This window comes from Salmonella sp. SSDFZ69 (assembly GCF_004010755.1).
Classification (GTDB): Bacteria; Pseudomonadota; Gammaproteobacteria; order Enterobacterales; family Enterobacteriaceae; genus Salmonella; species Salmonella enterica.
The window spans coordinates 810931-835106 of record NZ_CP034831.1 but is presented as its reverse complement, the minus strand read 5'-3'; the positions used below and the strand labels follow the sequence as shown (position 1 = coordinate 835106).

Sequence of the window (24176 nt, the reverse complement as noted above, 5' to 3'; positions counted from 1 at the left end):
GGCCGGATAAGCATTAGCGCCATCCGGCACAACATTATTCGTCTTCTAACAATGCTTCATACGCGGTGGCATCCAGCAGCGATTCAAGTTCGCTTTCATCGCTGGCTTTGATTTTAAAGATCCAGCCACCGGCATACGGTTCGCTGTTCACCAGCTCCGGGGAGTCGCTCAGCGCATCGTTTACCGCCACGATCTCACCGCTTACCGGCGCATAAATGTCGGACGCCGCTTTTACGGACTCCGCCACGGCGCAGTCGTCGCCCGCGCTTACGGTCGCGCCGACTTCCGGCAGATCAACAAAAACCATATCGCCCAACAGCTCCTGAGCGTGTTCAGTAATGCCAACGGTGTAAGTGCCATCCGCTTCTTTACGCAGCCATTCGTGTTCTTTGCTGTATTTCAGTTCTGCGGGTACGTTGCTCATCAATTAATCTCCAAAAAAGGATGAATCACGCGACGGCTTTGCCGTTACGCACAAAAACAGGTTTAGTCACTTTTACCGGCATTTCACGGTTACGAATTTGTACAATCGCCGTCTCGCCGATGCCCGCCGGAACGCGCGCCAGCGCAATGCTGTAGCCCAACGTTGGGGAAAACGTCCCGCTGGTGATAATGCCTTCTTGCTGATTGCCCTGCGCATCGGTAAAACGCACCGGCAATTCATTACGCAATACGCCCTTCTCGGTCATCACCAGACCGACAAGCTGCTCATGGCCTTTTTCACGCTGCATCTCCAGCGCCTCACGGCCAATAAAGTCGCGGTCAGCAGGTTCCCAGGCGATAGTCCATCCCATATTAGCCGCCAGCGGAGAGATACCTTCATCCATCTCCTGACCGTACAGGTTCATGCCTGCTTCCAGACGCAGCGTGTCGCGCGCGCCAAGACCGCACGGCTTCACGCCCGCCTCCACCAGCGCACGCCAGAAATCCGCCGCTTTTTCATTCGGCATGGCGATTTCATAGCCTGCTTCGCCGGTATAACCGGTGGTGGCGATAAACAAATCGCCCGCCTGAACGCCGAAGAACGGCTTCATACCTTCTACTGCATGGCGCTGTTGGTCAGTAAACAGAGTCGCCGCTTTTTCCTGCGCATTCGGCCCCTGTACCGCAATCAGCGACAGGTCGTCACGAACGGTAATGTCGATGGCATAAGGTTCAGCGTGTTGGGTAATCCAGGAGAGGTCTTTTTCGCGGGTGGCGGAGTTAACAACGAGACGGAAGAAATCTTCAGTGAAGTAGTAGACGATAAGGTCATCAATCACGCCGCCCGATGCGTTAAGCATACCGGAGTAGAGGGCTTTACCCGTCTTCGTTAGCTTCGCGACGTCGTTGGCCAGCAGATAACGTAGAAACTCTCGTGTACGGCTGCCATGAAGATCGACAATGGTCATATGCGATACATCAAACATCCCGGCATCGGTGCGCACAGCGTGGTGTTCATCAAGCTGAGAGCCGTAATGCAGGGGCATCATCCAGCCATGAAAATCGACCATGCGGGCGCCGCATAGCGTGTGTTGTTCGTACAAAGGCGTCTGTTGGGCCATCTTTTCCTCGTTGAATTAGCGGGGGCTAACAACCATTTTCATGGGAAATCTTCGCCACGAAACCTGGCATCGACGCCCTTTTTCCTGCGCCGACGCAAACGTTCTCTTGCTCCTGAACTTACCACCGAACCAGGCGCTAAACCATAAGGCTGAATTTACCATCACATTAGCTTATGACTAAAAAACGCTAAAATCCCATCAGCACAAAAAACCACTATTACGCTAAATAACCGTCATAAAAAGGAAGCTGATACGATTTACCACAACATAAATTAATATTAAATGCGGAAAAAATGTCGAAAATCGCGTTCGCCAAAAATAGTGGCATTAGAAAATATAATGCGAAATAAGCGGTGAAATTAGATTATTTCAAACGAGGAAAGCCCCCCGGCGCGATAGCCGGGAAAGCAAAGTGTGACGGGTTTCAAACTCTTGCTGGCGTGCAGTCAGACGCTTAACGAAGCCATTGCGGAAGGTCGTTTAGCCCCATTGCCTGGCGAAGCAGTTGGGGTTTGACGCCGGGGAGCGTATCCGCCAGTTTCAGCCCGATGTCGCGCAGCAATTTTTTTGCCGGGTTTTCGCCGGCAAACAGGTCACGAAAACCTTGCATCCCGGCAAGCATCATCGCCGCGCTATGTTTACGGCTACGCTCATAACGACGGAGATAAAGATGTTGACCAATGTCTTTGCCCTGACGCTGAAGCCGGCGCAGATCGTCCACCAGTTCGGCCGCGTCCATAAAGCCGAGGTTGACGCCTTGCCCTGCCAGCGGATGGATGGTGTGCGCGGCATCGCCGACTAACGCCAGACGATGCGCGGCAAACTGGCGAGCATAGCGGCCCGTCAGCGGAAAAACCTGCCGTTCGCTTTCCAGGCGGCATAAGCCCAGCCGATTATCGAAGGCGATAGTCAACGCCTGGTTAAACGCCTCGTCGCCGCTCTGTTGCATACGCTCCGCATCCTGCGGAGAAAGCGACCAGACAATGGAACACAGATGCGGATCGCTTAACGGCAAAAACGCCAGAATACCTTCACCATGAAACACCTGGCGAGCAACCGCGCCGTGCGGCTCTTCGGTGCGGATAGTCGCTACCAGCGCATGGTGACGGTAGTCCCAGAAAGTTAAGGGAATATCCGCTTTGTTACGCAGCCAGGAGTTGGCGCCATCCGCGGCAATCACCAGACGCGCGGTTAACATCGCGCCGTCTTTTAAAGTCAGGAAGGCGTCGTTCTCCCCCCAGGCGACCTGCTGTAACTCCGCTGGCGCCATTAAGGTGATATCCGCCGCTTGCTGCGCTTTTTGCCACAATGCGTAGTGAATGACGCTGTTTTCAACAATATGCCCCAGATGGCTATATCCCATGCTTGCGTCATCAAACGTAATACGGCCAAAGCTGTCTTTATCCCAGACTTCCATACCGTGGTAGCAACTTGCCCGTCGCGCCACAATGTTTGACCATACGCCAAGACGGGTAAGCAGTTTTTCGCTGGCGGCATTAATCGCCGACACCCGAAGCTGAGGCGGCGCATCGTTCGCCAACGGCTGGGGGACAACGTGATCCAGTACCGCAACGCGCAAACCGCTCCCCTGCAAGCCGCAGGCGACAGCCAGTCCCACCATGCCTCCGCCAACTATTGCTACATCAACACTTTGCACTATTTACTCCTGGAAACCGGAACAATCAAAACCGTAGGCCGGATAAGGCGAAGCTGCCATCCGGCATTTTTACGAACACGATGCCGGATGGCGGCGTAAATGCCTTATCCGGCCTACAGATCTGCTTAACGCGCAACCCAACCTAAGGTCCGCTGTGCCAGCGCATCGCGCGCAGGCGGTAATAACTCCATCGCCATTAAACCGATATTGCGCCCAATAACCAGCGGCGCCCAACGATTTGCAAACAGATGGACCAGACCGTTCGTTACGCCAATCGTCGTATCCCGGTCAACCTGACGACGCTGCTGATAGCGCGATAATACGTGCCAGGCGCCAATATCCTCGCCCGCGTCCTGTGCCGCGACCAGCGTTTCCGCCAGGCTCATGACATCGCGCAGACCGAGATTAAACCCTTGTCCGGCGATAGGATGCAACGTCTGCGCCGCATTGCCGACCACGACAGTCCGGTGAGTAAACACTTTTGCCGCCGTAGTCAGGGCAAGCGGATACACGCTGCGCTTACCGGCCTGAGTAATTCGCCCCAGCCGCCAGCCGAACGCGGCCTGCAATGCATGGCAGAACTGCGCGTCGGACCAGCTCAGCACCTCATCGCGCTGGTCGAGCGGGTGACACCAAACCAGCGAACATCGGCCATGCGACATCGGCAACATCGCCAGCGGGCCATTGGGAGTAAAACGTTCAAAGGCGCGTCCCTGATGCGGGATAGCGGTCGCGACATTCGCTATCACCGCTAACTGTTCGTAAGGCTCCTGATGCCAGTCAACGCCGCAGGCTGACGCCAGCGCGGAGTGGGTACCGTTAGCCGCCACCAGCACGCTGCCAGCTATCACATTGCCATTTTCCAGTGTGACGTTAACCTGCTGTTGGGTACGCGACACGCTGGCTACGCGCTCCGGGCAGTGCAGCGTAACGCCTGGCGCTTTACGCAAGAGCGCAAACAGACGCAGCCCGATATCATGCAGCTCCGCAACGTGACCCAACGCTGCCAGGCTGTAATCCTGCGCGTCGAGAGTCACAAATCCGGCATGACCGCGATCGCTGACGTGTACGGTGTTGATTGCCGTTGCGCAATCGGAAATCGCCTGCCAGACGCCAATTCGCGCCAGTTGCTGACAAGTGCCCGCCGCCAGCGCAATCGCTCTGGCGTCAAAGCCGGGATGACCGTCGGCTTCAGGCGCTTTCGCTTCAATCAGGTGTACCGGCAACGTCCCATGACTGAACTGAGAGATGGCCAGCGCCAGCGTCGCGCCTGCCATGCCGCCGCCAACGATAATGACGCTCATTGCTGCCGCGCCGCCGCCATTAATGCCTCAATGTCATCCGCCTTCTTCACAACACCAGCGGTCAGGTTTTCATTACCGGTTTCGGTAATGACAATGTCATCTTCAATTCGAACGCCAATGCCGCGATACGCTTCCGGCACGTCGGCATCCGGCGCGATATAGAGACCTGGCTCTACGGTCAGCACCATGCCCGGCTCCAGGATGCGGGAGCGATCCGGCCCATAAACGCCGACATCATGAACATCCAGCCCCAGCCAGTGGCTCAGGCCATGCATAAAGAAAGGACGATGCGCGTTTTCGGCAATCAGTTGATCAACCTCTCCTTGCAAAATCCCCAGCTTCACCAGCCCGGTTATCATGATGCGCACGACTTCGCCGGTCACCTCCTGAATAGAGGTACCAGGACGGAACAGTCGCAGGCTGGTCTCCAGCGATTCCAGAACGATGTCATAAATTTCACGCTGAGCTGGCGTGAATTTCCCGTTCACCGGGAAAGTACGCGTGATGTCGCCCGCGTAACCTTTATATTCACAGCCCGCGTCGATAAGCACTAAATCGCCGTCGCGCATTTCACTTTCGTTTTCAGTGTAATGCAGGATACAGCCATTTTCGCCGCTGCCGACAATGGTGTTATAGGAGGGATAGCGCGCGCCGTGGCGATTAAATTCGTGGTGAATTTCCCCCTCCAGCTGATACTCAAACATCCCCGGACGGCATTTTTCCATCGCGCGGATATGCGCCAGCGCGCTAATTTCCCCGGCGCGGCGCAGGACAGCAATCTCTTCCGGCGATTTGAACAGGCGCATCTCATGGACGATCGGTCGCCAGTCAGTCATGGTGGCCGGCGCGGTCAGATTCTGGCGGGAGCCTTTACGCAGCTTCTCCAGCGCAGCCAGAACAATCTCGTCGGCATACGCATATTCGCCCTGCGCGTGGTACACCACATCCAGACCATTAAGCAACTGAAAGAGTTGCTGGTTGATTTCGCTAAACGCCAGCGCCCGGTCAACGCCCAGTTTTTCCGGCGCGGCATCCTGTCCTAAACGGCGACCAAACCAGATTTCCGCCGTCAGGTCGCGAACGCGGTTGAACAAAACGCTGTGGTTGTGGGTGTCATCACTCTTAATCAGTACCAGCACGGCTTCCGGTTCGTTAAAACCGGTGAAATACCAGAAGTCGCTACTCTGGCGATACGGATATTCACTGTCTGCGCTGCGCGTCGCCTCCGGCGCGGCAAAGATCAGCGCGGCGCTGCCGGGCTGCATTTGCGCCAGTAATGCCTGGCGACGGCGTTGGTATTCCTGCTGAGTCATGACATGGCCTCCATTTCGTTTTTTCTTAGTGTAGCGTCGGTTTACGCACTTCCGGCGCAGTCGGCTGTTGGCGCGTGAAAGTGTCATGACATAACAGCGCCGCAACACGGACATATTCGATGATCTCTTCGAGCGACATCTCCAGCTCTTCCTGATCTTCGCTCTCATCATAACCAAGCTGCGCAATATTACGCAGGTCGTCAATCGCTTCACCCGTTTCGCCGGTGACTTTATCAAGTTTAGGCTGCGTTACGCCGAGGCCAAGCAAAAAGTGGTTAACCCACCCGGCTAAGGCATCTGCGCGATCGAATACGCTGACATCGTCGCCTTCAGGCAGATAAAGCTGAAAAAGAAAGCCGTCGTCTTCCAGCGCGTCGCTGGTCGCCGCGTGCATTTTGCGCAGCGCCTGAGCAAGCTCATGCCCGAAGGCCAGACCTTCGTTCGTCAGGTCGTGCAACAGCGGCTGCCATGAGCTATCGTTGTTGCCGCCGCAAATCATCCCGCTGATTAAACCATGCATTTCAGCCGGGGTCAGACCGGCCCCTTGTTGATTCAAAAACCGGTTCATTTCGTTGTAACCAGGCATTTCGTTCTGTATAGACATAAGCATTCGTCATCAAAGGGAGGATATTCATGATATGCTACCACTTTGGACCCTGGTGAACCAGAAAAGGGCTTGTATCTTCACACCAGGGTAGCTATAGTGTCGCCCCTTCGCGGACCCTGGGTCTGGAGACGAAGGCAGCGCAGTCAATCAGCAGGAAGGTGGCATGTCTGCACAACCCGTCGATATCCAAATATTTGGCCGTTCACTGCGAGTGAATTGCCCGCCTGACCAAAGGGATGCGTTGAATCAGGCTGCGGACGATCTGAATCAGCGGTTGCAAGATCTGAAAGTTCGCACTAGAGTCACAAATACTGAGCAGTTGGTTTTCATTGCCGCATTGAATATCAGCTATGAGTTAACTCAGGAAAAAGCGAAGACCCGCGATTACGCGGCGAGCATGGAACAACGTATTCGGATGCTACAACAGACCATCGAACAGGCGTTGCTTGATCAAGGTCGCATAACCGAAAAAACGGGCCAAAACTTTGAATAACACTTTTCGCTTTACTATGGTAAAGTGATTGTGAAAACAGAATTTCTCTGAGATGTTTGCAAGCGGGCCAGTCCCCTGAGCCGATATTTCATACCACAAGAATGTGGCGCTCCGCGGTTGGTGAGCATGCTCGGTTCGTCCGAGAAGCCTTAAAACTGTGACGACACATTCACCTTGAACCAAGGGTTCAAGGGTTACAGCCTGCGGCGGCATCTCGGAGATTCCCCTTCTGACTGGCGACAGCCATGACGCAACTTCCCGAACTCTCTTTATCACGACAAGAAATCCGCCGAATGATTCGGCAACGTCGCCGTGCGCTGACGCCAGAGCAGCAACGCCGTTTTGGTCAACAGGCTGCCGCCCGAATGCTCAGCTTTCCTCCCGTCGTGATGGCGCACACTGTCGCCGTGTTTCTCTCCTTTGATGGCGAACTCGACACCCAGCCGCTGATTGAACAGCTATGGCGAGCGGGCAAGCGCGTCTACCTTCCGGTTCTTCATCCCTTCAGCCCTGGCAACCTCCTGTTCCTGCACTATCATCCGCAGAGTGCGCTGGTGACCAACCGCTTAAAGATCCGGGAGCCACGGCTTGATGTCCGCGACGTATTACTGCTGGCAAAGCTGGATGTGCTGGTAACGCCGTTAGTCGCGTTTGACGAAGACGGGCAGCGCCTGGGGATGGGCGGCGGATTTTATGACCGTACGTTGCAAAACTGGCAGCAGCATAAGATCCTACCTGTGGGCTACGCGCATGATTGCCAGTTAGTAGAAAAGCTGCCGGTTGAAGAGTGGGATATCCCGCTGCCTGCGGTGGTGACGCCGTCAAAAGTTTGGGAATGGTAGCCGTGTTTTACCGATTGACAGCGTCGCTTTTTTGACCTAAATTTCTCGGTGAAGGGTGAGGGAGGCGAACCTCCCTCCTGCGTACTCTCTGTTAATATGCTGGCGTAGCGATGATTAACAGGATCAGCAGCATGATGACGTATCTCATCATCGTCCCTTTCCTTTTTAGAGCCCCTGCTTCGCCAGGGGCTTTCCCGTTTCAGCGCTATGCTGAGCCTTTATCGTAAATTCCTTTTATTGCTGTACAACACGCAACGCTGCCTTTAATTACCAATTGCGGCAAGGCTCGAAAACAGAATGTATGCGTTACACGAAGAGATGTTGAGGCAGGGAAACCAGAGAAAGGATGGGCAGGTCATCTCCTGCCCATTTAGAAGAAATTAGTACAGCAGACGGGCGCGAATGGTGCCCGGAATCGCCTTCATCGCCAGCAGCGCTTTCTCCGCCACATCGCCATCGGCTTCTATATCAATCACCACATACCCCATTCGGGCGGAGGTTTGCAGATACTGCGCGGCAATGTTAACGCCCTGCTCGGCAAAGATCTGGTTAAGCGCGGTCAATACGCCCGGGCGGTTTTCGTGGATATGCATCAGGCGACGACCGCCGTGCAGCGGCAGCGACACTTCCGGGAAGTTCACGGCGGACAGCGTCGAGCCGTTATCCGAGTACTTAATCAGTTTTCCTGCGACTTCCAGACCGATGTTTTCTTGCGCCTCCTGCGTCGAGCCGCCGATATGCGGCGTCAGGATCACGTTATCGAATTCGCACAGCGGAGAGGTAAACGGATCGCTATTAGTGGCCGGTTCCGTCGGGAAGACGTCGATAGCCGCCCCCGCCAGATGTTTCGTCGCCAGCGCGTCGCACAAAGCCGGGATATCCACTACCGTACCGCGCGCGGCGTTAATCAGCAGCGAACCCGGCTTCATCAGGGCAATCTCTTTTGCGCCCATCATGTTTTTGGTGGAGGCGTTTTCAGGTACGTGCAGACTGACCACATCGCTCATATTCAGCAATTCAGACAGATGCTGCACCTGAGTTGCGTTACCAAGCGGCAGTTTATTTTCAATATCATAGAAATAGACATGCATCCCCAGCGATTCCGCCAGAATGCCCAACTGCGTTCCGATATGGCCGTAACCGATAATGCCAAGCTTTTTACCGCGCGCTTCGAACGATCCCGCCGCCAGTTTATTCCATACGCCGCGGTGCGCTTTGGCGTTCGCTTCCGGCACGCCGCGCAGCAGCAGCAATAGCTCGCCAATCACCAGCTCCGCCACGGAACGGGTATTCGAGAATGGCGCGTTAAAGACCGGAATACCGCGTTTTGCCGCCGCATTTAAATCCACCTGGTTGGTGCCGATGCAAAAACAGCCAATCGCCACCAGCTTCTCTGCGGCGTTAATCACTTCTTCTGTCAGATGAGTACGGGATCGCAGACCGATGAAATGGGCATCGCGGATGGACGCTTTCAACTGTTCAGCGTCCAGCGCGCCCTTGTGATATTCAATGTTGGTGTAACCTGCCGCACGAAGGCTTTCCAGCGCCTTTTGATGCACCCCTTCAACCAGCAGAAATTTAATTTTATCTTTCTCCAGCGATACCTTTGCCATTTCCCCGATCCTGTCTTTTTTTGCCATCTGATGTTGTGTGTGGATTTGCATCCGTCCTTCAACATATCAAAAAAAATTATCACGGCAATATGAACGTTTGCGCCAGCGTCGTGAAGGAATCGCATACAGCGGGAAATAGCAGATGAAAATACCGGGAATAACTTTTTCTTTGGAGGGATCGGCAGGGCAAACGATTAAACGTGATACATGTCACCAAATTTGCCCTGACCGAATTTTTTACGCGGCAGGAAATACGCCTGGCGGGATCATTTTACGATGGTTTTCACCCCGTCCGGCGTGCCGATCAGTGCGACATCGGCGCCACGGTTGGCGAACAACCCTACGGTCACGACGCCCGGAATCGCGTTAATGGCGTTTTCCAGCGCGATAGGGTCAAGGATTTCCATCCCATAAACATCCAGAATCACGTTGCCGTTATCCGTGACCACGTTCTGACGGTACTCCGGACGCCCGCCCAGCTTCACCAGTTGACGAGCGACCGCGCTGCGCGCCATCGGAATCACTTCAACCGGCAACGGGAATTTGCCAAGAATATCCACCTGTTTAGAGGCATCCGCAATACAGATAAATTTCTCCGCCACGGAAGCAATAATTTTCTCACGGGTTAATGCCGCGCCGCCGCCTTTGATCATCTGCATATGACCGTTGATTTCGTCCGCGCCGTCGACATAGATACCCAGGCTATCCACTTCGTTGAGATCAAACACGTGAATACCGAGGCCTTTGAGTTTTTCAGTCGAGGCGTCCGAGCTGGAGACCGCGCCTTCAATCTGGCCTTTCATTGTGCCCAGCGCATCAATAAAGTGTGCGGCCGTTGAGCCTGTACCAACGCCCACAATGGTGCCGGGCTGTACATACTGAAGTGCCGCCCATCCTACCGCTTTTTTCAGTTCATCCTGCGTCATAGATCGTTTCGCCTGTGGTGTGAAAATACAGCCGCATTATAGAACATTGTCGGGAAAAATCTCCGTGTCCGTACACAGGCTACGGATTTCATCTGTACCGACGGCAAATTTATGTCATAGTGCGAAAAAAATAACAGGAGCATGACACAACAATGAAACGTCCGGACTACAGAACACTACAGGCGCTGGATGCCGTTATACGTGAACGAGGATTCGAGCGCGCCGCCCAGAAGCTGTGCATCACGCAATCCGCCGTCTCACAGCGCATAAAACAGCTTGAGAATATGTTCGGACAACCTTTGTTGGTGCGTACCGTTCCTCCTCGCCCCACGGAGCAAGGGCAAAAATTACTGGCTCTGCTGCGTCAGGTTGAACTGCTGGAAGAAGAGTGGCTGGGCGATGAACAAACCGGCTCTACGCCGCTGCTGCTGTCGCTGGCGGTTAACGCCGACAGTCTGGCGACCTGGCTGCTTCCGGCGCTAGCGCCGGTGCTGGCGGACTCCCCTATCCGTCTCAATTTACAGGTGGAAGATGAAACGCGCACGCAAGAACGTCTGCGTCGCGGCGAGGTGGTGGGCGCGGTGAGTATCCAGCATCAGGCGCTGCCCAGTTGCCTGGTGGACAAACTGGGCGCGCTCGACTATCTGTTTGTCGCGTCAAAGCCGTTTGCCGAGCGCTATTTCCCCAATGGCGTTACCCGGTCGTCGCTGCTGAAAGCGCCCGCCGTCGCGTTCGACCATCTGGATGATATGCATCAGGCCTTTTTACAACAGAATTTCGATCTACCGCCCGGCAGCGTGCCGTGCCATATCGTTAATTCATCCGAAGCGTTTGTACAGCTTGCGCGTCAGGGCACGACCTGCTGCATGATCCCTCACCTGCAGATTGAGAAAGAGCTGGAAAGCGGCGAGTTGATCAACTTAACGCCTGGTTTGCTACAGCGCCGGATGCTTTACTGGCACCGCTTTGCCCCAGAAAGCCGGATGATGCGCAAAGTGACCGACGCGCTGCTGGAGTACGGGCACAAGGTACTGCGTCAGGATTAGCCTCTCTATGAATGCCGGATGGTGGCGTGAACGTCTTATCCGGCCTGCATGACCCATTATTCCCCCGTCACTTCTTTGGAATTCATCACAAAATCATTGCGTTCAGGCGGCAAAAAACGACGCGTCATTGGCTATTTTTTGCTGGCGACAAGAAGATTCAAAACGCTCACCGTATTAGCAAATCTTCATTTCAATGCGTAATACGGAGCAAAAAACGCGAACGCCGGGAGAAAACGCGGCCTGGAAGCGCCCAGGCCGGGCGAGATTACTGCGTGCTGGCGGCCGTTGTCGACGTCTGCCCTGCTCCAGGTTCAAGCTGGAATACCACATCGACCTGATCGTCGAACTGAATGGTCGGCTGCTCGTAAGTTTCCTGCGCGGATACTGGCGCAGCATCTGCGGCTTTCATCATTCGCACCACCGGACTCGGCTGATAATTAGAGACATGGTAACGAACGCTGTAAACCGGCCCCAATTTGCTGTTAAAACCGGCTGCCAGCGCTTGCGCCTGATGAATCGCGTCATCAATGGCGGCTTTACGGGCCTTGTCTTTATAGGCGTCCGGTTGCGCCACGCCCAGCGATACCGAACGAATCTCGTTCAGACCCGCCTTCAGCGCGCCGTCCAGCAGCGAATTGAGTTTATCTAACTGACGCAGCGTCACCTCAACGGTTCGCACCGCGCGATACCCTTTCAGAATGCTTTTACCGTTTTGGTAATCATAATCCGGCTGTGTGCGCAGATTCGCCGCGCTAATGTCTTTTTTCGCAATCTGATTTTGCTCAAGGAAGGAAAGATATTGCGCCACGCGCTCATCGACCTGCTTCTTCGCCGTCGCCGCATCCTTCGCCGCGACGTTCACTTCAATCGCTAAGGTGGCGATATCAGGCACAGCATCGACGCTTGCCGTACCGGAAGTCACGATGTGCGGGCCTTCCGGCAATTCGCTTGCCTGCGCCGACATTGCACTTAAACCCACTAATGCCGCCAGGGCCATCACTTTGAACTTCACAGTCTCTCCTCCATATTACAGTCATTGCCCTGATATACAGGGCGCATGCAGGCAAGCTTAGCGGATATCGGCCTGTTGTCCATCAGACAACGCTTAGTTGAAAAGCGCGTGCATATGCGCGACGCCTTCCCGCGCCAGTTGGAAGGCTATAAGCCACATCACCACCCCAACCAGAATGTTGATAATGCGTTGAGCTTTCGCCGTACGCAGTCGAGGCGCAAGCCAGGCCGCCAGTAGCGCTAACCCAAAAAACCATAAGAACGACGCGCTAATCGTGCCGAGGGCGAACCAGCGCTTTGGCTCCATAGCCAGTTGTCCGCCGAGACTGCCCAACACGACAAACGTATCCAGATAAACGTGCGGATTCAGCCACGTTACCGCCAGCATCGTAGCAATAATTTTCCAGCGCCCCTGCTTCATAACCTCGGCGCTGGCCAGCTCCAGATTACTGCTCATTGCCGTTTTCAGCGCGCCAAAACCGTACCATAACAAGAACGCGACCCCGCCCCATGTGACCAGCGCCAGCAGCCACGGCGACTGCATCAGCAACGCGCTGCCGCCAAAAATACCGGCGCTAATCAGGACTAAATCACTTAACGCGCAAAGCAGCGCTATCATGAGGTGGTACTGGCGGCGAATTCCCTGATTCATCACAAACGCATTTTGCGGGCCAAGCGGAAGGATCATGGCGGCGCCAAGGGCAAACCCTTGAAAATAATAAGATATCACGTTAACTACCCTGAGCTGTTTTTCTTAAAGGCAGACTATAGCGCGGGAATATTATTAGCGGAAATTGATAATTTTAATCACTAATAAGAAAAGCTAATGAAGAGACTGAATAACGGATGGCGGCTACGCTTATCCGCTCAATAACCAGAGAATACTGGAGGCGGATAAGCGCAGCGCCGGCAGGCAGCGCGGGAGAAAAATTACTCCGCGGCGTTATCTTTCACGCGTTTAAAATTGACGTCCATCTGCGGGTACGGGAAGCTAATACCAGCGGCGTCGAATTCACGTTTAATACGTTCCAGCACGTCCCAGTAGACATTTTGCAGGTCGCTGCTTTTACTCCAGACACGCACCACAAAATTAATTGATGAGGCGCCCAGCTCATTCAAACGCACCGTCATTTCGCGATCTTTTAAAATACGATCGTCGGACTCGATAATCGTCGTTAGCAGCTGTTTCACCTGATCGATATCCGAATCGTAGGCCACCCCAATAATGAATTCGTTACGGCGAACCGGCTCACGAGAATAGTTGATGATATTTCCCGCGATAATTTTGCCATTCGGAATCACAATAATTTTGCCGTCTACCGCGCGCATTGTTGTGGAAAAGATTTGCACATTCAGTACCGTACCGGCAACGCCGCCTAAATCGACATACTCACCGGCGCGAAACGGACGGAACATAACCAGCAATACCCCAGCCGCAAGGTTAGAAAGCGATCCCTGTAATGCCAGGCCAACGGCTAAACCAGCGGCGCCCAGTACGGCAATAACCGAGGCGGTTTGAACCCCCACGCGACCCAGAGCCGCAATCAGCGTAAAAGCGATAACCCCATAGCGCACCAGCGCAGAAAGAAAGTCGGCCACTGTCGCATCAATATGACGCGCACGCATCAGACGATTTACCGTATTGGAAATCACGCGCGCTACAATCAAGCCGATGATGATAATAGCGATAGCCGCAACAATATTCACAGCATAGCTGAGCAATAACGCCTGGTTGCGTACCAGCCAGGTGCCCGCACCATTTATGCTGTCGACAACATTCAAATCTTCCATTCAATATTCCTTGGTCATAGCAAAACAAGCAAATGAGATCATTCTCACGAAAAGAACTTTTTAAAGGTAAACAAAAACAGAAGAATATGCCATTTTTCGGCATCATCCCAAAAAAGGCAGGTACACTGTGAGTTGGCCGGATGAAAGCGCTAACTAACGCCGCTCTCCGGAAATAACGATAATAAATATCCTCCGGCATAGCCGGAGGTTTTTCAGATGCGCCTGTAAGGCTCTCTTACCAGCCGCGCCCTAACAGGCGCATACGATCTGACATTTGCATCAAACTTCGTTACTTACGGCCCGTAAACGGGCTGCCCGGATAAGGGATCGATAATTGCTCACCCATTTTATCCTCTTCAAGCTGGTGCTTTATGTAGTCCTGTATCTTCGCCGTGTTCTTACCCACCGTATCGACATAGTACCCTCTGCACCAGAACTCCCTGTTCCTGTATTTGAATTTTAGATCCCCAAACTGCTCGTAAAGCATCAGACTACTTTTACCCTTCAGATATCCCATGAAGCTCGACACACTCATCTTCGGCGGGATCTCCAGAAGCATGTGAATATGATCTGCACAACATTCTGCTTCCAGAATTCGTACGTTTTTCCATTCACACAATTTTCTTAATATGCTGCCTACTGCCCTACGCTTCTCTCCATAGAACGCTTGTCTTCGGTATTTGGGCGCGAAAACTATGTGATATTTACAGTTCCATCGGGTGTGCGCTAAGCTCTTTTCGTCCCCCATTGGGACCCCCTTTTGATTTCTTGTTGAACTTTTGCAGTTGCCAGACCGCAAGATGTTTTAACAAATCAAAAGGGGTTTTAATAACTGGCTTAAAGCTGAAAGCTTTCCGGAACCCCCAGCCTAGCTGGGGGTTTTCCATAGACAAAAAAATGGCTTCCCAAGGGAAGCCATTTCAATCAGCAGACTATATTACAGAACGTCAATCGCGTTCAGTTCTTTAAATGCTTTTTCCAGACGAGCGATCATCGAAGTCTGGCCAGCACGCAGCCATACGCGCGGGTCATAGTATTTCTTGTTCGGCTGATCTTCGCCTTTCGGGTTGCCCAGCTGACCTTGCAGATACGCTTCGTTTTCTTTGTAGTAGTTCAGAACACCTTCCCAGGTTGCCCATTGGGTATCGGTATCGATGTTCATTTTCACTACGCCGTAGCTTACGGAGTCTTTGATTTCCTGAGCAGTAGAACCGGAACCACCGTGGAAAACGAAGTTCAGGCTGTTGTGCGGCAGGTTATGTTTCTTAGAAACATACTCCTGAGAATCACGCAGAATGGTCGGGGTCAGAACCACGTTACCCGGCTTGTAAACGCCGTGTACGTTACCGAAGGAAGCGGCAATGGTGAAACGCGGGCTGATTTTGCTCAGTTCAGTGTACGCGTAATCAACGTCTTCCGGCTGGGTGTACAGAGCAGAAGCGTCCATGTGGCTGTTGTCCACGCCGTCTTCTTCACCACCGGTGCAACCCAGTTCGATTTCCAGAGTCATGCCAATTTTGGACATGCGCGCCAGGTATTTGGAGCAGATTTCGATGTTTTCGTGCAGAGACTCTTCAGACAGGTCAATCATGTGAGAAGAGAACAGCGGTTTACCGGTAGCCGCGAAGTGTTTTTCACCCGCATCCAGCAGACCGTCGATCCACGGCAGCAGTTTCTTCGCGCAGTGGTCAGTGTGCAGGATAACCGGCACGCCGTAGTGCTCAGCCATCTGATGAACGTGATGCGCGCCAGAGATAGCGCCCAGGATTGCCGCGCCCTGAGGTACGTCAGTTTTCACGCCTTTACCCGCGATGAAGGACGCGCCGCCGTTGGAGAACTGAACGATGACCGGCGCTTTAACTTTTGCAGCGGTTTCCAGAACAGCGTTGATGGAATCAGTGCCCACGCAGTTAACTGCCGGCAGAGCAAAATTGTTTTCTTTTGCTACCTGGAACACTTTCTGTACGTCATCACCAGTGATCACGCCTGGTTTTACGAAATCAAAAATTTTAGACATGTTTCGTTGTCCTGTATCGTCGGGCTTTGGGAAAAAACACGGGCCGCCCTGAATGTCAGATCGGCGATAAATCAACGGGCAGGAATCCCTGCCCGTAACGATTACTTCTTAGCGCGCTCTTCGAGCATCGCTACGGCTGGCAGAACTTTACCTTCCACGAATTCGAGGAATGCGCCGCCGCCAGTAGAAATGTAGGAAATTTTGTCAGCAATGCCGAACAGGTCGATTGCAGCCAGGGTGTCGCCGCCGCCAGCGATGGAAAACGCTTCGCTATCAGCGATGGCATTCGCCACGATTTCAGTCCCTTTACGGAAGTTCGGGAACTCAAACACGCCAACCGGGCCGTTCCACAGAATGGTTTTGGCATTCTTGAGGATTTCAGCCAGCTGCTGAGCGGAAGCATCGCCGATATCCAGGATCTGCTCGTCTTCTTTCACGTCGTTAACGGATTTCAGAGTCGCCGGTGCGGTTTCGGAGAACTCGGTGGCAACGCGAACATCGGTCGGAACCGGGATATCGCAAGTGGTCAGCAGACGTTTTGCTTCGTCAACCAGGTCAGCTTCGTACAGGGATTTACCGACACTGTGGCCCTGAGCGGCAACGAAGGTGTTGGCGATACCGCCGCCGACAATCAGCTGGTCAGCGATTTTAGACAGGGAATCCAGAACGGTCAGTTTGGTAGATACTTTAGAACCACCAACGATAGCCACCATCGGACGAGCCGGTTCTTTCAGCGCTTTACCCAGCGCATCCAGTTCAGCGGCCAGCAGCGGGCCTGCGCACGCGACGTCAGCAAATTTGCCGATACCGTGGGTAGAAGCCTGCGCGCGGTGCGCAGTACCAAAGGCGTCCATCACGAATACGTCACACAGGGCGGCGTATTTTTTAGACAGCGCTTCGTCGTCTTTCTTTTCGCCTTTGTTAAAGCGAACGTTTTCCAGAACCACCAGCTCACCTTCGGCCACGTCAACGCCGTCCAGGTAATCTTTGACCAGGCGAACCGGATTAGACAGTTTGTCTTTCAGATAGTTAACAACCGGCAGCAGAGAGAATTCTTCGTTGTACTCGCCTTCGGTAGGACGACCCAGGTGGGAAGTTACCATCACTTTCGCGCCCTGTTTCAGAGCCAGTTCGATGGTCGGCAGAGAGGCGCGGATACGCGCGTCGCTGGTCACTTTCCCTTCTTTAACAGGTACGTTCAGATCCGCACGGATAAAAACGCGTTTCCCGGCCAGATCCAGATCGGTCATCTTAATTACAGACATGGTGAATCCTCTCAATGATGCTTAAAGTTTTGTCGACGCTGACGCGTCGAGCCTGAAACCAACTGCGGCCATCGCTAACGTGGTGTCGAGCATCCGGTTAGCAAAGCCCCATTCATTATCGCACCAGACCAGCGTCTTGATCAGGTGGGCGCCACTGACCCGGGTTTGCGTGCCATCAACAATGGCGCTGTGCGGGTCGTGGTTAAAATCTATCGAGACCAACGGTGATTCCGTATAGTCAACTATACCATGAAATGCACCTTGTGCTGCTTTTTGCAGCAACTGATTGACTTCACTGGCTTTTACTGGTTTTTTCACCGTCACGCTTAAATCGATCGCCGTCACATTAATGGTTGGAACGCGCACCGCAATCGCCTCAAAACGATCGTTAAACTGCGGGAATATACGCGTAATGCCTGCCGCCAGTTTTGTATCTACCGGGATAATCGACTGGCTGGCCGCGCGCGTGCGCCGTAGATCGGAGTGATACGCGTCGATCACCTGCTGATCGTTCATCGCGGAGTGGATCGTCGTGACGGTACCAGACTCGATGCCGTAAGCATCATCCAACAATTTAATGACGGGAATTATGCAATTCGTGGTACAGGACGCGTTTGAGACAATACGATGTTCCGCACGCAGTTGGTTCTGGTTCACGCCAAAAACGACGGTGGCGTCAAGATCGTTGCTGCCCGGATGAGAAAAGAGCACTTTCTTCGCGCCAGCGGCAATATGCGCCTCGCCATGCTCCCGGTTGCCATATACGCCCGTACAATCCAACACGACATCCACGCCCAGTTCGCGCCACGGCAGATCCGCCAGCGTTCGTTCATGCAGAATACGAATGACATCGTCGCCGACAAAAAGCTGCTCGCGCTCGTGGCGAACCTCCCATGCAAAACGCCCGTGGCTGGTATCGTATTTCAACAAATGCGCCATGCCTGCGGCATCCGCCAGCTCGTTGATGGCCACCACGGTAATTTCCGCCCGACGTCCGGATTCATACAAAGCACGAACCACGTTACGCCCGATGCGACCAAAGCCATTAATCGCTATGCGTACGGTCATAGGTCTCCTGCAAGGCTATCCCGATTCAGATGAGGCTGACAGAGTAATGCAGCTCATCGTCGAGTAAAACCTCACCTGTCGCAAACTGCGACTGATTGGTTAATTGTCGAACATTTAACTAACTGAAACGCTTCAGCTAGAATAAGCGAAACGGGGAATAAAAGGAATGTTTGTCCAGTCGAAGAAGACAGTTATCTGACCTGCATCACATTTCATGGCCGCTTACGCTGCAATTTATTCCATATTTAAGAATCACCAGTACATCCGTCAGATCTTTTCATCGTCGCGTCACAAATACTGATTTATATCAGAAAGCGCTGCCGCCAGCGTCTATATTATCAGCGCCACGTCCGAGTCTCGGAGTCCTGTAACGATGACTGTATCTCACCACAACGCCTCTACAGCGCGCTTTTACGCGCTTCGTCTGCTTCCCGGCCAGGAAGTGTTTTCCCAATTACACGCCTTTGTGCAACAGAACCAATTACGTGCCGCCTGGATAGCAGGGTGTACCGGCAGTCTGACCGATGTTGCGCTGCGTTATGCCGGGCAAGAGGCGACCACATCGCTCACCGGCACGTTTGAAGTTATCTCGCTAAACGGCACGCTTGAATTGACCGGCGAGCATCTGCATCTCGCGGTATCGGATCCCTACGGGGCCATGCTCGGCGGCCATATGATGCCAGGGTGTACCGTGCGTACCACGCTGGAGCTGGTTATCGGCGAGCTGCCAGCGCTGACGTTCAGCCGTCAACCGTGCACCATTTCCGGTTATGACGAACTGCATATTTCTTCCCGTTAATTGACGACTCTTTAAGAGGTACTTTATGGCGCGTCGCCCGTTTTCCAGCCAGTCTCTGGTGCTGATTGTCATCGCTATTGCCATCAATATGATTGGCGGACAGCTTATTAGCATGTTGAAGCTGCCTATTTTTCTCGACTCGATCGGCACCTTAATTAGCGCGGTACTGTTAGGGCCGTTCATCGGCATGTTGACTGGGCTTCTGACCAACTTGCTGTGGGGGCTGCTTACCGACCCTATCGCTGCCGCGTTTGCCCCGGTAGCGATGGTTATCGGTCTGGTCGCCGGGTGGCTGGCGCGCGCAGGCTGGTTTCGTACCCTGCCCAAAGTGATCGTCAGCGGGGTCGTCATTACGTTGGCGGTGACGCTGGTCGCCGTACCGCTTCGTACCGCGCTTTTTGGCGGCGTTACCGGCAGCGGCGCTGATTTGTTCGTCGCCTGGATGCATTCAATGGGCCAAAACCTGGTGGAGTCAGTCGCGATTACCGTCATAAGCGCTAATCTGGTCGATAAAATTCTGACGGCGATCATCGTTTGGGTGCTGTTGCGTCAGCTACCGTTACGTACGACACGGCATTTTCCTGCGATGTCAGCTGTACGCTAAATGCATCCGTTTACCTCGTTAACCTTATGGGCGTTGGCGGCCTGCACCACGCTGCTACTCCCTGCGCAGACCGTGCTCCCGGTTTATAGCGCGGCGGCCTTCCTCTGTCTGCTGGCGCTGAAATCAACGCGGCGGCGGGCGAAGTATGTCGCCTGGCTGATGCTGTCTTTAGGGTTTGGGCTATGGCTGGTACATGGCGGTTGGCTAACGGAATGGATAAGCGGGCAGCCTCGCGATCCGCAGCGCTGGGTATATGCCGTTACGCTATGGCTACGTCTGCTGGCGATCGTGTCGACGTCGCAGCTATGGATGCAGTATGTGCCGGTTCAGCGGTTTATTCGCGCCCTGTTCGCTTCACGTCTGCCGCCCGGCATCGCTTACCTGTTCGCTGGCCCTCTGCTGGTCGTCGAACAGCTCAAACGACAACTGACGATCGTTCATGAAGCCCAGCGCGCGCGTGGCGTACCGCTGGATGAAGGCTGGTATCAGCGGCTACGGGCAATGCCTGCGCTGATCGTGCCGCTTACGCAAAATGCGCTTAACGATCTGACAATACGCGGCGCGGCGTTGGATATGCGGGGGTTTCGGCTGCATCGAGCCCGAACCACGCTGTGGGCGCCGAAAGATAGCATGTTACAACGGGTTGCGCGGTATGGCATGGTACTGCTAATAGTGGCGGAAGCGGGAGTATGGATATGGTTACGTTAGAGCAGTTTCGTTATCTTCCGTCCGATGCGACACGCCCGCCGGCATGTTTTGATTTCCACTATTCAACACCCGGAATAGTGGCGATAGTCGGCGATAACGGCAGCGGAAAAAGTACGCTGGCGCAACTGATGGCTGGCTGGTATCCGGATTATCTCCCCGGCAATATTAACGGCACAGGCCTACTGCTTGGCGTACCTATCGGGCGGCTCCCGCTGGTAGAACAGTCGCCCACCATCCAGCTGGTGCAGCAATCGCCTTATTTACAGCTTTCCGGCTGTACCTTTAGCGTAGAGGAAGAGGTGGCGTTTGGCCCGGAGAATCTCGGCCTCCATGAAGCGGAAATTCTACGGCGCATTGACGAGGCGCTGACTCTGACAAACTGCCAGTCGTTACGCCATCGCCATCCCGGCACGCTCTCCGGCGGCGAAACGCAGCGGGTAGTAATTGCCAGCGCGCTTGCCATGCAGCCCAGATTATTAGTTCTTGATGAAGCCTTCAGTCGGCTGACGTCAGCGGCCACCGGGACACTGCTGGAACGGCTACAACAGTGGGCGCTGGAACGTCATTCTCTCATTGTGCTTTTTGAACGTAATCACTTTCCTTTTCTGACGCGATGCCAGCGGGTATGGCAATTGCGCGACGGAGCGCTAACCCCATTATGTTGACGTTAAATCAGGTCGCTTATCGCTGGCCGGATGCCGCAGCCGACTGTCTGCACGCCATCTCGCTTGAACTTCGTGACGGCGAATGGCTGGCGTTGACCGGCGATAACGGCGCGGGAAAATCAACGCTGTTACGGATTATGGCCGGCCTGCTTTCCCCCACTTCCGGCTCGGTTACGCTTAATGAAGAGCCGATTGCGCAGCTTAAAAATCGTCAACGCGCCGCCGCTATCGGCGTACTCTTTCAGGAAGCGGAAAACCAGATTTTCCACAGCAATGTCGCGCAAGAGGTCGCTTTTGGGCTGAAACTACAACGCTTATCGGCGGAGGAAATTTCACGGCGCACGCAGGCCGCGCTGCGGTTATGCCAGCTAACGGACGTCGCCGAGGCACACCCGCTTGATCTGCACGCCGCGCAGCGCCGGATGGTGGCGGTCGCCAGTCTGGAGGCGATGGCGCCGCCTGTGTTATTGCTGGATGAACCCAGCCGGGATTTTGACGCCCACTGGCTAACCGTATTTGAACACTGGCTGGCGACATGCCGGGGACGGGGAACCAGCGTCGTGGCGATTAGCCATGACGCTGCGTTTACCCGGCGTCATTTTTCACGGGTGGTACGGCTGGAAAACGGCAGGTTGTCAAAGGAGGAATAAAAAACGGGTCGCCGAAGCGACCCGTTTTATGCCGTATTAAGGATTACAGCAGTGCTTTCGCTTTGGCGATCACGTTGTCCACCGTGAAGCCAAACTCTTCAAACAACAGCTCTGCCGGGGCGGATTCACCGAAGGTGGTCATCCCGACAATAGCGCCGTTCAGGCCGACGTATTTGAACCAGTAGTCAGCGATACCCGCTTCAATCGCCACACGCGCAGAGACCGCTTTCGGCAGGACAGCTTCACGGTAGGCCGCATCCTGCTTGTCGAACGCGTCGGTGGACGGCATGGAAACCACGCGCGCCTTCACGCCTTCGGCAGTCAGTTTTTCGTAAGCGGCAACCGCCAGCTCAACCTCAGAACCGGTCGCAATGAAGATAATCTGCGGCTGGCCCGCACAATCTTTCAGTACGTAACCACCGCGGGCGATATTCGCCAGTTGCTCTTCAGTACGTTCCTGCTGCGCCAGGTTCTGACGGGACAGAATCAGCGCGGTTGGGCCATCCTGACGCTCAACGCCGTATTTCCACGCCACCGCGGATTCCACCTGGTCGCACGGACGCCATGTGGACATGTTCGGCGTTACGCGCAGGCTTGCCACCTGCTCGACCGGCTGGTGCGTCGGGCCATCTTCGCCCAGACCGATGGAGTCGTGGGTGTACACCATCACCTGACGCTGTTTCATCAACGCTGCCATACGCACTGCGTTACGGGCATATTCGACGAACATCAGGAAGGTGGAGGTGTACGGCAGGAAACCGCCGTGCAGGGCGATACCGTTGGCGATAGCGGTCATACCGAATTCGCGCACACCGTAGTGAATATAGTTACCCGCCGCGTCTTCGTTGATAGCCTTAGAACCGGACCACAGGGTCAGGTTAGACGGTGCCAGGTCTGCAGAGCCGCCAAGGAATTCCGGCAACAGCGGACCGAAGGCTTCGATGGCATTCTGGGACGCTTTACGGCTGGCGATTTTGGATGGATTCGCCTGCAGTTTAGCGATGAACTCATTCGCTTTCGCATCGAAGTCAGCCGGCATGTCGCCTTTCATACGACGAGTGAATTCAGCAGCTTCCTGCGGGAAGGCTTTCTCATAAGCCGCGAATTTCTCATTCCATGCAGACTCTTTCGCCTGGCCGGCTTCTTTCGCATCCCACTGGGCGTAGATTTCAGACGGGATTTCGAACGGCGCGTACTTCCAGCCCAACTGTTCGCGGGTCAGCGCGATTTCCGCGTCGCCCAGCGGCGCGCCGTGGGAATCGTGGGTACCCTGTTTGTTCGGCGAACCGAAGCCGATGATGGTTTTGCACATCAGCAGGGACGGTTTGTCAGTCACGGCGCGAGCTTCTTCCGTGGCGCGTTTAATGGCGTCGGCATCGTGACCGTCAATGCCACGGATAACGTGCCAGCCATAGGCTTCAAAACGTTTCGCGGTGTCATCGGTGAACCAGCCTTCAACATGACCATCGATAGAGATACCGTTGTCATCATAGAACGCGATCAGTTTGCCCAGTTTCAGAGTACCAGCCAGAGAGCACACTTCGTGAGAAATGCCTTCCATCATGCAGCCGTCGCCCATAAAGACGTAGGTGAAGTGGTCAACGATGTCGTGGCCAGGACGGTTAAACTGCGCCGCCAGAGTTTTCTCGGCAATCGCCATCCCGACGGCGTTGGCAATACCCTGACCCAGCGGGCCAGTAGTGGTTTCAACACCAGCGGTGTAGCCCACTTCCGGGTGACCCGGGGTTTTTGAATGTAGCTGACGGAAATTCTGCAGTTCGGACATCGGCAGGTCATAGCCGGTGAGGTGCAGCAGGCTGTAAATCAGCATTGAGCCGTGGCCATTGGACAGCACGAAGCGGTCGCGGTCGGCCCAGGACGGGTTGGTCGGGTTGTGGTTCAGGAAATCACGCCACAGGACTTCGGCAATGTCAGCCATACCCATCGGGGCACCCGGGTGACCGGATTTGGCTTTCTGTACTGCGTCCATGCTCAGCGCACGAATAGCATTGGCAAGCTCTTTACGTGAGGACATTTTGACTCCAGATCGGATGTTGAAAGGCCATGCCCGTAACGACTTGACGACAGCGCGTTTTGGGCTACGCCGGAAAATTTGCCAACAATTTACCCCAAGCCGCGCGTCATGTACATGGAACATCCTTTTACCGCTTCAGAAATCTCCGGATCGTGCTCGCATGTTGCGCAATTAGCTAACTTGCCTGCCACGCTTTTCTTTATACTTAACCCAGGCGC

At 54.3% G+C, this 24176-nt stretch carries 24 protein-coding genes and 1 other RNA gene; 9 read left to right on the top strand and 16 right to left on the bottom strand.

What is annotated here, in order from left to right; all coding sequences use genetic code 11:
• Positions 1-34: 34 nt before the first annotated feature.
• The 6 genes from gcvH to EOS98_RS04105 all read right to left on the bottom strand — a co-directional run bounded on the left by gcvH (position 35) and on the right by EOS98_RS04105 (position 6422).
• Complete coding sequence (gcvH, locus tag EOS98_RS04130) at positions 35-424, bottom strand: glycine cleavage system protein GcvH (RefSeq protein WP_001295377.1); 390 nt, start codon at positions 422-424, stop codon at positions 35-37.
• A 25-nt stretch (positions 425-449) separates the two neighbouring features.
• Entirely contained in the window at positions 450-1544 is a 1095-nt protein-coding gene (gcvT, locus tag EOS98_RS04125) for a glycine cleavage system aminomethyltransferase GcvT (protein WP_000068738.1), read from the bottom strand.
• 454 nt (positions 1545-1998) lie between these two features.
• Positions 1999-3201 carry an FAD-dependent 2-octaprenylphenol hydroxylase gene (ubiI, locus tag EOS98_RS04120; RefSeq protein ID WP_001192144.1) on the bottom strand — a complete coding sequence of 401 codons (1203 nt, stop codon included), beginning with the start codon at positions 3199-3201 and terminating at the stop codon, positions 1999-2001.
• A gap of 125 nt (positions 3202-3326) precedes the next feature.
• Positions 3327-4505, bottom strand: a complete 1179-nt coding sequence (ubiH, locus tag EOS98_RS04115) for a 2-octaprenyl-6-methoxyphenyl hydroxylase (protein WP_023138765.1) — start codon at positions 4503-4505, stop codon at positions 3327-3329.
• A complete protein-coding gene (gene pepP / locus EOS98_RS04110) occupies positions 4502-5818 on the bottom strand; it encodes a Xaa-Pro aminopeptidase (RefSeq protein WP_000193681.1) in 1317 nt (438 codons plus the stop codon). Before pepP ends, ubiH begins: the two co-directional genes overlap by 4 nt.
• A 25-nt stretch (positions 5819-5843) precedes the next feature.
• Entirely contained in the window at positions 5844-6422 is a 579-nt protein-coding gene (locus EOS98_RS04105; protein WP_000027236.1) for a YecA family protein, read from the bottom strand.
• A 166-nt stretch (positions 6423-6588) separates the two neighbouring features.
• Here EOS98_RS04105 and zapA point away from each other — a divergent pair, with 166 nt between their 5' ends.
• The 3 genes from zapA to EOS98_RS04090 all read left to right on the top strand — a co-directional run bounded on the left by zapA (position 6589) and on the right by EOS98_RS04090 (position 7760).
• Complete coding sequence (zapA, locus tag EOS98_RS04100) at positions 6589-6918, top strand: cell division protein ZapA (RefSeq protein WP_001276011.1); 330 nt, start codon at positions 6589-6591, stop codon at positions 6916-6918.
• 41 nt (positions 6919-6959) lie between these two features.
• A non-coding RNA gene (ssrS, locus tag EOS98_RS04095) (6S RNA) lies at positions 6960-7143 on the top strand.
• A 20-nt stretch (positions 7144-7163) separates the two neighbouring features.
• Complete coding sequence (locus EOS98_RS04090; protein ID WP_079981935.1) at positions 7164-7760, top strand: 5-formyltetrahydrofolate cyclo-ligase; 597 nt, start codon at positions 7164-7166, stop codon at positions 7758-7760.
• 380 nt (positions 7761-8140) lie between these two features.
• Here EOS98_RS04090 and serA read toward each other — a convergent pair whose 3' ends face one another.
• Together serA and rpiA are read right to left on the bottom strand one after the other, a co-directional pair.
• Entirely contained in the window at positions 8141-9373 is a 1233-nt protein-coding gene (gene serA, locus EOS98_RS04085; protein WP_001151627.1) for a phosphoglycerate dehydrogenase, read from the bottom strand.
• Positions 9374-9639: 266 nt separating this feature from the next.
• Entirely contained in the window at positions 9640-10299 is a 660-nt protein-coding gene (gene rpiA, locus EOS98_RS04080) for a ribose-5-phosphate isomerase RpiA (protein WP_000189741.1), read from the bottom strand.
• Positions 10300-10451: 152 nt separating this feature from the next.
• Between rpiA and argP the strand changes: the two genes are divergently transcribed.
• Positions 10452-11345, top strand: coding sequence for a DNA-binding transcriptional regulator ArgP (gene argP, locus EOS98_RS04075; RefSeq protein WP_000828345.1), 894 nt, complete (start codon positions 10452-10454; stop codon positions 11343-11345).
• A gap of 265 nt (positions 11346-11610) precedes the next feature.
• Here the strand turns inward: argP and EOS98_RS04065 are convergent, their stop codons facing one another.
• From EOS98_RS04065 to epd, 7 genes are all read right to left on the bottom strand, one after another.
• Positions 11611-12357 (bottom strand): oxidative stress defense protein, encoded by a 747-nt coding sequence (locus EOS98_RS04065; RefSeq protein ID WP_126523845.1) that lies wholly within the window; start codon positions 12355-12357, stop codon positions 11611-11613.
• Between the two features lie 93 nt (positions 12358-12450).
• Positions 12451-13086, bottom strand: a complete 636-nt coding sequence (argO, locus tag EOS98_RS04060) for an arginine exporter ArgO (RefSeq protein ID WP_000626863.1) — start codon at positions 13084-13086, stop codon at positions 12451-12453.
• A gap of 200 nt (positions 13087-13286) precedes the next feature.
• Complete coding sequence (locus tag EOS98_RS04055; protein WP_000389833.1) at positions 13287-14147, bottom strand: small-conductance mechanosensitive channel MscS; 861 nt, start codon at positions 14145-14147, stop codon at positions 13287-13289.
• Positions 14148-14436: 289 nt separating this feature from the next.
• Positions 14437-14895, bottom strand: a complete 459-nt coding sequence (tnpA, locus tag EOS98_RS04045) for an IS200/IS605-like element IS200F family transposase (protein WP_000502119.1) — start codon at positions 14893-14895, stop codon at positions 14437-14439.
• A 189-nt stretch (positions 14896-15084) separates the two neighbouring features.
• Complete coding sequence (fbaA, locus tag EOS98_RS04035; protein WP_000034387.1) at positions 15085-16164, bottom strand: class II fructose-bisphosphate aldolase; 1080 nt, start codon at positions 16162-16164, stop codon at positions 15085-15087.
• 101 nt (positions 16165-16265) lie between these two features.
• A complete protein-coding gene (gene pgk, locus EOS98_RS04030) occupies positions 16266-17429 on the bottom strand; it encodes a phosphoglycerate kinase (protein ID WP_000111274.1) in 1164 nt (387 codons plus the stop codon).
• 21 nt (positions 17430-17450) lie between these two features.
• Positions 17451-18497 (bottom strand): erythrose-4-phosphate dehydrogenase, encoded by a 1047-nt coding sequence (epd, locus tag EOS98_RS04025; protein ID WP_000218338.1) that lies wholly within the window; start codon positions 18495-18497, stop codon positions 17451-17453.
• Positions 18498-18870: 373 nt separating this feature from the next.
• On the opposite strand from epd, the gene EOS98_RS04015 reads away from it, so the two are divergent.
• From EOS98_RS04015 to EOS98_RS03995, 5 genes are read left to right on the top strand one after another with little or no spacing between them, the layout of a single operon-like run.
• Positions 18871-19296 carry a PPC domain-containing DNA-binding protein gene (locus EOS98_RS04015; RefSeq protein WP_094914083.1) on the top strand — a complete coding sequence of 142 codons (426 nt, stop codon included), beginning with the start codon at positions 18871-18873 and terminating at the stop codon, positions 19294-19296.
• A gap of 25 nt (positions 19297-19321) precedes the next feature.
• A complete protein-coding gene (locus EOS98_RS04010) occupies positions 19322-19900 on the top strand; it encodes an ECF transporter S component (RefSeq protein WP_126523844.1) in 579 nt (192 codons plus the stop codon).
• Complete coding sequence (locus tag EOS98_RS04005; RefSeq protein ID WP_001524856.1) at positions 19901-20608, top strand: energy-coupling factor transporter transmembrane component T; 708 nt, start codon at positions 19901-19903, stop codon at positions 20606-20608. It abuts the gene before it with no gap.
• Positions 20596-21273 carry an ABC transporter ATP-binding protein gene (locus EOS98_RS04000; RefSeq protein WP_164550765.1) on the top strand — a complete coding sequence of 226 codons (678 nt, stop codon included), beginning with the start codon at positions 20596-20598 and terminating at the stop codon, positions 21271-21273. Before EOS98_RS04005 ends, EOS98_RS04000 begins: the two co-directional genes overlap by 13 nt.
• Positions 21267-21923 carry an ABC transporter ATP-binding protein gene (locus tag EOS98_RS03995; protein ID WP_126523842.1) on the top strand — a complete coding sequence of 219 codons (657 nt, stop codon included), beginning with the start codon at positions 21267-21269 and terminating at the stop codon, positions 21921-21923. Before EOS98_RS04000 ends, EOS98_RS03995 begins: the two co-directional genes overlap by 7 nt.
• Positions 21924-21966: 43 nt before the next feature.
• On the opposite strand, the gene tkt is transcribed toward EOS98_RS03995, so the two are convergent.
• Positions 21967-23958, bottom strand: a complete 1992-nt coding sequence (tkt, locus tag EOS98_RS03990; RefSeq protein WP_000098650.1) for a transketolase — start codon at positions 23956-23958, stop codon at positions 21967-21969.
• Positions 23959-24176: the final 218 nt, after the last annotated feature.

Coding starts and splice junctions, on each gene's coding strand:
- ubiH (WP_023138765.1), bottom strand. CDS start 4,505: ATGAGCGTCATTATCGTTGGCGGCGGCATGGCAGGCGCGACGCTGGCG.
- tkt (WP_000098650.1), bottom strand. CDS start 23,958: ATGTCCTCACGTAAAGAGCTTGCCAATGCTATTCGTGCGCTGAGCATG.
- rpiA (WP_000189741.1), bottom strand. CDS start 10,299: ATGACGCAGGATGAACTGAAAAAAGCGGTAGGATGGGCGGCACTTCAG.
- gcvH (WP_001295377.1), bottom strand. CDS start 424: ATGAGCAACGTACCCGCAGAACTGAAATACAGCAAAGAACACGAATGG.
- epd (WP_000218338.1), bottom strand. CDS start 18,497: ATGACCGTACGCATAGCGATTAATGGCTTTGGTCGCATCGGGCGTAAC.
- serA (WP_001151627.1), bottom strand. CDS start 9,373: ATGGCAAAGGTATCGCTGGAGAAAGATAAAATTAAATTTCTGCTGGTT.
- tnpA (WP_000502119.1), bottom strand. CDS start 14,895: ATGGGGGACGAAAAGAGCTTAGCGCACACCCGATGGAACTGTAAATAT.
- fbaA (WP_000034387.1), bottom strand. CDS start 16,164: ATGTCTAAAATTTTTGATTTCGTAAAACCAGGCGTGATCACTGGTGAT.
- EOS98_RS03995 (WP_126523842.1), top strand. CDS start 21,267: ATGTTGACGTTAAATCAGGTCGCTTATCGCTGGCCGGATGCCGCAGCC.
- EOS98_RS04005 (WP_001524856.1), top strand. CDS start 19,901: ATGCATCCGTTTACCTCGTTAACCTTATGGGCGTTGGCGGCCTGCACC.
- zapA (WP_001276011.1), top strand. CDS start 6,589: ATGTCTGCACAACCCGTCGATATCCAAATATTTGGCCGTTCACTGCGA.
- EOS98_RS04015 (WP_094914083.1), top strand. CDS start 18,871: ATGACTGTATCTCACCACAACGCCTCTACAGCGCGCTTTTACGCGCTT.
- EOS98_RS04055 (WP_000389833.1), bottom strand. CDS start 14,147: ATGGAAGATTTGAATGTTGTCGACAGCATAAATGGTGCGGGCACCTGG.
- argP (WP_000828345.1), top strand. CDS start 10,452: ATGAAACGTCCGGACTACAGAACACTACAGGCGCTGGATGCCGTTATA.
- pepP (WP_000193681.1), bottom strand. CDS start 5,818: ATGACTCAGCAGGAATACCAACGCCGTCGCCAGGCATTACTGGCGCAA.
- EOS98_RS04090 (WP_079981935.1), top strand. CDS start 7,164: ATGACGCAACTTCCCGAACTCTCTTTATCACGACAAGAAATCCGCCGA.
- pgk (WP_000111274.1), bottom strand. CDS start 17,429: ATGTCTGTAATTAAGATGACCGATCTGGATCTGGCCGGGAAACGCGTT.
- EOS98_RS04105 (WP_000027236.1), bottom strand. CDS start 6,422: ATGTCTATACAGAACGAAATGCCTGGTTACAACGAAATGAACCGGTTT.
- EOS98_RS04010 (WP_126523844.1), top strand. CDS start 19,322: ATGGCGCGTCGCCCGTTTTCCAGCCAGTCTCTGGTGCTGATTGTCATC.
- EOS98_RS04000 (WP_164550765.1), top strand. CDS start 20,596: ATGGTTACGTTAGAGCAGTTTCGTTATCTTCCGTCCGATGCGACACGC.
- gcvT (WP_000068738.1), bottom strand. CDS start 1,544: ATGGCCCAACAGACGCCTTTGTACGAACAACACACGCTATGCGGCGCC.